Origin of the sequence: Kribbella sancticallisti, assembly GCF_039530625.1 — a bacterium.
Taxonomy (GTDB): domain Bacteria; phylum Actinomycetota; class Actinomycetes; order Propionibacteriales; family Kribbellaceae; genus Kribbella; species Kribbella sancticallisti.
Genome location: NZ_BAAAOS010000038.1, coordinates 82660 through 88978, shown reverse-complemented (window position 1 = coordinate 88978; position 6319 = coordinate 82660). Strand labels below are relative to the sequence as shown.

The 6319-nt window shown below is 68.5% G+C and carries 6 protein-coding genes; all 6 read right to left on the bottom strand.

Annotated elements, in window-relative coordinates; all coding sequences use genetic code 11:
• Nucleotides 1-2 precede the first annotated feature (2 nt).
• The 6 genes from ABD255_RS26440 to ABD255_RS26415 all read right to left on the bottom strand — a co-directional run bounded on the left by ABD255_RS26440 (nt 3) and on the right by ABD255_RS26415 (nt 6257).
• On the bottom strand, nt 3-983 hold the full coding sequence (locus ABD255_RS26440; RefSeq protein ID WP_344218566.1) for a threonine/serine dehydratase: 981 nt from the start codon (nt 981-983) through the stop codon (nt 3-5).
• A 23-nt stretch (nt 984-1006) separates the two neighbouring features.
• Nucleotides 1007-1822: an ABC transporter ATP-binding protein gene (locus ABD255_RS26435; protein ID WP_344218564.1), complete on the bottom strand. Its 816-nt coding sequence runs from the start codon at nt 1820-1822 to the stop codon at nt 1007-1009.
• Nucleotides 1823-1832: 10 nt separating this feature from the next.
• Nucleotides 1833-2861, bottom strand: a complete 1029-nt coding sequence (locus ABD255_RS26430) for a FecCD family ABC transporter permease (protein ID WP_344218562.1) — start codon at nt 2859-2861, stop codon at nt 1833-1835.
• 76 nt (nt 2862-2937) lie between these two features.
• On the bottom strand, nt 2938-3999 hold the full coding sequence (locus tag ABD255_RS26425) for a FecCD family ABC transporter permease (RefSeq protein WP_344218560.1): 1062 nt from the start codon (nt 3997-3999) through the stop codon (nt 2938-2940).
• Nucleotide 4000: 1 nt separating this feature from the next.
• Nucleotides 4001-5020: an ABC transporter substrate-binding protein gene (locus ABD255_RS26420; protein WP_344218558.1), complete on the bottom strand. Its 1020-nt coding sequence runs from the start codon at nt 5018-5020 to the stop codon at nt 4001-4003.
• A gap of 46 nt (nt 5021-5066) precedes the next feature.
• Nucleotides 5067-6257 (bottom strand): C45 family autoproteolytic acyltransferase/hydrolase, encoded by a 1191-nt coding sequence (locus ABD255_RS26415; RefSeq protein WP_344218556.1) that lies wholly within the window; start codon nt 6255-6257, stop codon nt 5067-5069.
• Between the last annotated feature and the right edge of the window lie 62 nt (nt 6258-6319).

Sequence of the window (6319 nt, the reverse complement as noted above, 5' to 3'; positions counted from 1 at the left end):
GATCAGGCCAGCGCGGCCACCAACGTGCTCGCCGAGATGTTGCCGCCACACGACACGATCGCCACCCGCCGGCCTTCCAGCTCGGTACGCCGGGCGCGCGCGGCCGCGAACGCCATCGCGGCCGATCCCTCGATCAGCTGGTGCTCGGTGTCGATCACCATCCGCAGTGCGGCGCTGATCGCGTCCTCGCTGACCAGGATCCAGTCGTCGACCAGCTCCCGGCACAGCTCGAAGGTGATGCTGCCGGGCTCGACGCTGCCGGCCGTCCCGTCGGACAGGGTCTCCTGCGCGTCGACCTGGACGATCTTGCCGGCCTCGATCGACGCCACCATCGGGGCGTCGCGCACCGGCGAGGCGCCGTACACGCGGATTCCCGGACGGTGCTGCTTGAGCACCGAGGCGACCCCGCTGACCAGGCCGCCACCACCCACGGCCACGAAGACCGCGTCCAGGTCCTGCCCGGCCAGCTGTTCGAGGATCTCCACCCCGACCGTGCCCTGACCCGCGACGATGTCCGGGTCGTTGTACGGCGGTACGTAGGTGAGGTCGTTCTCGGCGGCGTACTCGCGGGCGACCAGCTCGAGCGCACCGGAATCGGTGCCCTGGGCCCGTACCTCCACCCCGAGGCGCTTGATCGCCGCGACCTTGGTGACGGAGGCGTTCTCCGGGACGTAGACGATGCCGCGCCCGCCGAGCGTGGCCAGCGCGTTGCTGACCCCGAGCCCGTGGTTGCCGGTCGAGGCCGTCACCACCCCGCGCCGGCGCTGCTCGTCGGTCAGGGTCAGGATCTTCGACATCGAGCCGCGCGCCTTGAAGGAACCGGTGCGCTGCAGGTGCTCGGACTTGACCAGCACCTCCGCATTGAGCTCCTCGCTGAACGCGCCGTACGGCACCAGCGGCGTGACCGGCAGGTGTTCGCGCAGCCGCGGCGCGACCCGCTTCGATCGAGCCGCGATCGCCGCGGGTGTGAACTGTTCCGTCATGCCTTACCGCCCCTTCGCCGGGTTCATCCGGTCGCCACTGCCAGATTGGCACGGTCCCGCAGTCCGGCCCGGATCGGGATGCACATCGGCTTGCCGCTGACCGGATGCGGAACCACCTTCGACTCCACTCCGAAGACGTCGCGGATGATGTCGCAGGTGAACACCTCCTCCGGCGGCCCCTCCGTGACCAGGGCGCCGGACTTCATCACGAACACGTGGTCGGCGTACTCCGCCGCCATGTTGAAGTCGTGCAGCACCATCGCGACCGTCTTACCCTGCTCCTGGTTGAGCTGGTGCAGCAGGTCCAGCACCTCCAACTGGTACGCGACGTCGAGGTACGTCGTGGGCTCGTCCAGCAGGATCAGGTCGGTCCCCTGCGCCAGGCAGAGCGCGATCCATACCCGCTGCCGCTGACCACCGGAGAGTTGGTCGACGTGCTGGTGCCGCAACTCCGCGGTACTGGTCACCTTCAAGGCCCACTCGACGGCTTCCTTGTCGGCCTCGCTCGGCACCTTCAGAGAGGTCCGGTGCGGGTGGCGGCCGAACCAGACCAGGTCCTCGACCGAGATGGACTCCGGCGCGACCAGAACCTGCGGCAGGATCGCCAGCAGCCGGGCCACCTCCTTCGTCGGGGTGTCGTGGATCGACTTGCCGTCCAGGACCACGCTGCCCTTGGCCGGTGGCAGCAGCCGGGCCAGAGCCCGCAGCGCGGTGCTCTTGCCGCAGCCGTTGGGACCGATCAGCACGCTGACCTTGCCGTCCGGGATGGTCAGCGTCAGGTCGTTGGCGATGACGGTCTTGTCATAGGCCAGTTGAACGCCTTGTGCCTGCAGACGCATGGCGGATCTCCTACTTTCCGGTCTTCACGAGCAGGTACAGGAAGTACGGGCCACCGACGACGGCTGTCACCAGGCCGGCGGGGATTTCGAGCGGCGGGGCCAGACCACGGCCGAGCATGTCGGCGATCAGCATCAGCAGGACACCGAACAGCGCGGCGGCCGGGATCGACGCCAGGTGCTTGCCGCCGAAGACCCGGCGGGCCATGTGCGGCGCGATCAGGCCGACGAAGCCGATCGTGCCGGACACCGCCACAGCGGCGCCCGCGAGCGCGACGGCGAAGAACAGCAGCATCCGGCGGGTCTTCTCGACCGGCTCGCCGAGGCCGGCGGCCAGGTCGTCGCCGAGCCCGAGGACGTCGAGCTTGCGGTTCCAGATCATGATCAACGGGACCAGGACCAGCACCCACGGCAGGATCTCGAGCACCGATCGCATCGACCGGCCGAACAGGCTGCCGGTCAGCCAGATCAGTGCCGCACTGACGTCCAGCGGGTTGCGGACCAGCAGGAACCGGATGCCCGCCTCGAACGCGGCACTGACCGCGATACCGACCAGCGCGATCCGGACCGGTGTGGCTCCCCGCTTGTAGGCGAAGAGGTACACCATGCCCGCGGCCAGCAGACCACCGATGAAGGCGGCCGGCACGACCGCGAACACCGGCAGGCCGGGAATCGCGAGCAGCAGCACCATGCCGGCGAAGCCCGAGCCCTTGGTGACACCGATGATGTCCGGTGCCGCCAGCGGGTTGCGGATCACGCCTTGCATGACCGCACCCGAGATCGCGAGCGCGGTACCGACCAGCCAGCAGAGCAGGACGCGCGGCAACTGGAAGTCGAGCACGATCTGCGAGGCCTGCGTCGACGTGTCGCCGACCAGCGCCCGGAACACGTCACCCATCGAGACCTCGGTGGCGCCGACGCTGAGACCGTAGAAGCTCAGCACCAGCGCGAGCACGCCGAGCGACGCCATCAGGATCCTGGGATACCGCTGCGCCACCGACGTACGGCGGACATGCTGCGCGACGATGGTTGTCGTGCTCATCGACGTCCTCGCTTCGCTCCGGGCGCCGACGAGACACGAGTCGGACGGTGTTTGATGATGAACTCGCTTCGCTCGTTCATGAGGTCACCTTCTGTCGACGCGCGAGGTAGACGAAGATCGGTGCGCCGATCAACGCCGTGACAACACCGGCCGGTACCTCGAACGGCGGCTTCACGTAGCGGGACACGACGTCCGCGTAGAGCACCAGCACACCGCCGCCGAGAGCGCACAACGGCAGCAGGACCGCGTAGTTGGAGCCCACCAGTTTGCGGATGATGTGCGGCACGATCAGCCCGATGAACGCGACCGGACCGGCCACGGACACGGCCGCGCCGCAGAGCACGATCACCAGCGTCGACCCGAGCAGCCGGGTCCGCTCGACGTTCTGGCCCAGCCCGCGGGCCATGTCGTCACCGAGCGCCAGCAGGTTCAGCGGCCGGGCCATCGCGAACGAGCCGATCAGCCCGAGTACGAGCCAGGGCAGCAGGTTGCGGATGTCGTGCCAGCCGGCGTAGTTCACGCCGCCGACCAGCCAGAACAGCACGCTGTCGGTGGAGTTCTCGTCGAAGATGATCAGCACCTGCGTCAGCGAGATCAGCAGACTGCTGGCCGTCACGCCGGCCAGCGCGAGGCGGACCGGACTGACCCGGCCCCGCCCCGATCCGGCGAGAAGCATCACCGAGACACCGGCCGCGGCCGCGCCTCCGAAGGCCAGCAGGATGGTCGGCGCACCGGACAGCGACGGGACGATCGTGACCGCCAGGACGACGACCAGGACCGCACCCGCGTTGACGCCCATGATCTCGGGCGCCGCCAGCGGGTTCGCCGCGACGGCCTGCATCAGCGCGCCGGCCACCGCCAGGGCGGCGCCGACGCAGAGCGCCAGCACCACCCGGGGCAGCCGGATCGACTGGATGATCATCTCGTCGGGTTCGTCGGCCTTGAAGATGGCGCCGGGCAACCGGGTCAGCGAGATCTGCTGACTGCCGATCGAGAGGGCCCAGACCAGACCGACGACGACGATCACCAGCAGCGCCAGCGTCACCCAGGTGACCCGCTGCTTGTTCGTGGTGACCTTCGGCCGCCGATGGGAGGTCTCCTCGGCGGGTCTGGGCGCAGTGTCTACAGGGACGGACATGTCACTTCCCGTAGAGCAGTTCGACGGCTTCCTTGGCGACCACTTCGGCGGAGATCAGACCACGCGACCGGGACCAGGTGTCCGGGTTGACCGTGTACGTCCGGTTCTCCTTCACCGCGTCCAACTGCTTCCACAGCGGGCTCTTCTCCCACTGGTCGGTCAGCGTCGGGCCGGTGTTCGGGGCGATGAACATCACCTCGGGGTTCGTGGTGGTCAGCGTCTCCAGCGTGAGCGAGACCGACGCGTCGCCGTTCTCGTCCGGCAACGCGGTGCCGATGCCGACGGCCGCCAGTACGCCCGGGGTGTAGGCCTTCGGCGGGAAGCCGGTGAAGCCCTTCTCCGAGGCCCGGACGAACAACGCCTTGCGCTGCTCACCGGCCGGCACCTTGGCCTTCAGCTCGGTCAGGACCTTGTCGTGCTCGGCCAGCCGGGCCTTCATCTCGTCGCACTTGTTCAGCCCGATCGCCGCCGACATCTCACTGTCCAGCACCTGCTGGTAGTTGCCGTTCAGGCTGGGGTAGGCGATCGTCGGCGCGATCTTGGCCAGTTGGGCGTAGATCGCCTTGTGCCGGCCGCTGTCGGCGATGATCAGGTCCGGCTTCAGCGAGGTGATCACCTGGATGTTCGGGGTGGCCCGCAGCCCGACCGAGGTGTACTTGCCGGTCTTGGCCCGGATCGGCTCGATGATCCGTTCCGGGTGGTCGTCGTCGGCGACGCCGATCGCGCCCATCCCGACCGCGGCCAGCGCGTCGACGAAGGAGTACTCCAGCGCGACCACCTTCTGCGGGTTGCCGGTGATGGTGGTGGTGCCGAGGTCGTGCTTGACCTCACGGGTCTGCTTTCCGCACTCACCCAGGTTGACGTCCGAGCTGATGCCCTTGGCGGCAGCGGCGCGGTCGGCGTTCGGTGCGGCACCGGTCGCGGGGGAGGAAGAGCCGCCGCAGCCGGACAGGGCGACCGCGGCGACAGTCAGGGCGAGCGCGGCGACGGGGCGCCGCATTCTCGTGATGGGGTGGGACATGGCATTCGCTCCTCGAGTCGAAGATGCCTGGCAAGGGATGTGGGGATCACCTGGTGGCGGCGAGGGACTGCGCCGGGCCAGGGACGTGCGGACGGTCCTCGGAACCGGGACCGTCGTAAAGGTTCCAGGGGGCCGCCTGGTAGCTGTTGCCGCAGGGCAGGCCCGGAGTGAGCCGATACGTACCAGTGGTCAGATCGACCAGGCTGGACACGATCGTGGAATAGCGGTCGAGCTCGTGCCGGCGCGGGTCGACGTGCTGGCAGACGGCGTTGGGGTGGCCGAAGTGGTCACTCATCGTGGTCTGCACGATGGTCTGGACCGCTTCCTCGGTGGTGCCGTCGACGCGGGCCCGGGACAGGCCCTCCTCGACACGCGGCGTCCGGTAGAGCGAATCCACCGAGAAGGGCTTGTAGGACTGGTCGATCTGCGGCGGGATGAAGGACTGGAAGTGGTTGCCGTGCACCAGCAGACCGTCAGTCGGATACATCCAGCCGTGCCGGCCGGGAGTGGTTTCGACGTCGATGGCGAAACCGTCGGCATGAGTGAGCAACAGGTTGCTGGACAGGCTCTGCCGGACGCCGAAGATGGCGTCCAGCGCGTCGTGCATGTCCCAGCTCTCGAGCACCTTGCGGCGCACGAAGGTTCCGGGGACCCCCAGTCCCGTTCCGAAGCCGGCGCCCAGCCCGTTGGCGTTCAGGGCCAGACCGGCGGAGTTCGCGCCGTGCCGGCCGACCTGGCCCGCCTCGACGTGGCAGATGATGGTCGGCTTGCCGGGCTGCGCGATCCGCAGTACGACGACCGTGTCGGCGATGCCGTCCCACAGGTCCCAGTTCTGGCCGGCCCAGACCCGGCCGAGCGCGTTGGCCTGCTGCAGCATCGCGAACGACGTACAGCCCTCGTCGTCGGTACTGCGGTCCGCGGCCTGCTCGGCGAACGGGTTGCCGCGGGTGAGCTCACCGCGGCTGTTCAGGACCAGGATCTCCTCGAAGCTGCGTCCGGATCCGTCCGCGATGCCACGCAGTTCGTCCAGGATCTCCGGCAGGTAGCCGTCGATCACCGGGATCCAGGCGGGAGCGCGATCGAGGATGTCCTGCCAGGGAAGGCCCGTCGCGCGGGCCACCGACTCGGCGTAGAAGGCCACCGAGCGGGCGATCGGCTCGCGCGCGGCCTCGCCGTACTGGCGGCCGCGGTCACGCGGGTCGGCGCCGGAGACGTCGATGGTGAGCAACTCGGTCACGGAATCTCCTGTGTGGATACGGAAGAAATCAACTATTCGTTGTGTTCACTACGAATATTCAT

Coding starts and splice junctions, on each gene's coding strand:
- ABD255_RS26440 (WP_344218566.1), bottom strand. CDS start 983: ATGACGGAACAGTTCACACCCGCGGCGATCGCGGCTCGATCGAAGCGG.
- ABD255_RS26430 (WP_344218562.1), bottom strand. CDS start 2,861: ATGAGCACGACAACCATCGTCGCGCAGCATGTCCGCCGTACGTCGGTG.
- ABD255_RS26425 (WP_344218560.1), bottom strand. CDS start 3,999: ATGTCCGTCCCTGTAGACACTGCGCCCAGACCCGCCGAGGAGACCTCC.
- ABD255_RS26435 (WP_344218564.1), bottom strand. CDS start 1,822: ATGCGTCTGCAGGCACAAGGCGTTCAACTGGCCTATGACAAGACCGTC.
- ABD255_RS26420 (WP_344218558.1), bottom strand. CDS start 5,020: ATGTCCCACCCCATCACGAGAATGCGGCGCCCCGTCGCCGCGCTCGCC.